At 72.1% G+C, this 438-nt stretch carries 1 protein-coding gene; it reads left to right on the top strand.

Translation table 11 applies throughout. The annotated features are described in order from the left end of the window. Window positions 1-114 precede the first annotated feature (114 nt). Window positions 115-438 (top strand): hypothetical protein (locus tag ACEN88_RS34305; protein ID WP_413346860.1); only part of this gene is annotated, 324 nt, incomplete at its 3' end.

Raw genomic sequence — 438 nt, 5'->3', positions numbered from 1 at the left:
GGGCTTAATGGCGTATTTTTGTAACTGTACGACTGCGCATCCCCGCGGCGGGCCGCCATCACCCCCCACCGCGACCCGATCCCCGCATTCACGGCCGCGGACGGCGCCCTGCTGGTGGCACGGCCCGGCGTCATCGAACGGCGCAAGGCCGGCGCCGTCACGCGCATCCCGCTCCCGCGCGACGTCCCCCTGGAAGCGATGGACGCCGGCGTGCGCACGATGCTGGACGATGGATCCGGACTGTGGGCCGGCTTTTCCTACAACCGCACGTACCGCTGGGCAGGCGGCCGCTGGCATCCCGCGCACGAGGCCGGCCTGCCCGACACACAGGCGATCAGCATGGCGCGCGGCGCCGACGGCACGTTGTGGTTCGGCTACCGCGACAGCACGGTATGGGCCCTGCGCGACGGGAAGGCGCGGCGCTACGGTGCCGCGGAC

Origin of the sequence: Massilia sp. CT11-108 (genome assembly GCF_047302915.1) — a bacterium.
GTDB classification, from domain to species: Bacteria; Pseudomonadota; Gammaproteobacteria; order Burkholderiales; family Burkholderiaceae_D; genus Telluria; species Telluria orientalis.
Note: the sequence above shows the minus strand (reverse complement) of the source record. Positions and strands in the feature narration are given on the sequence as shown.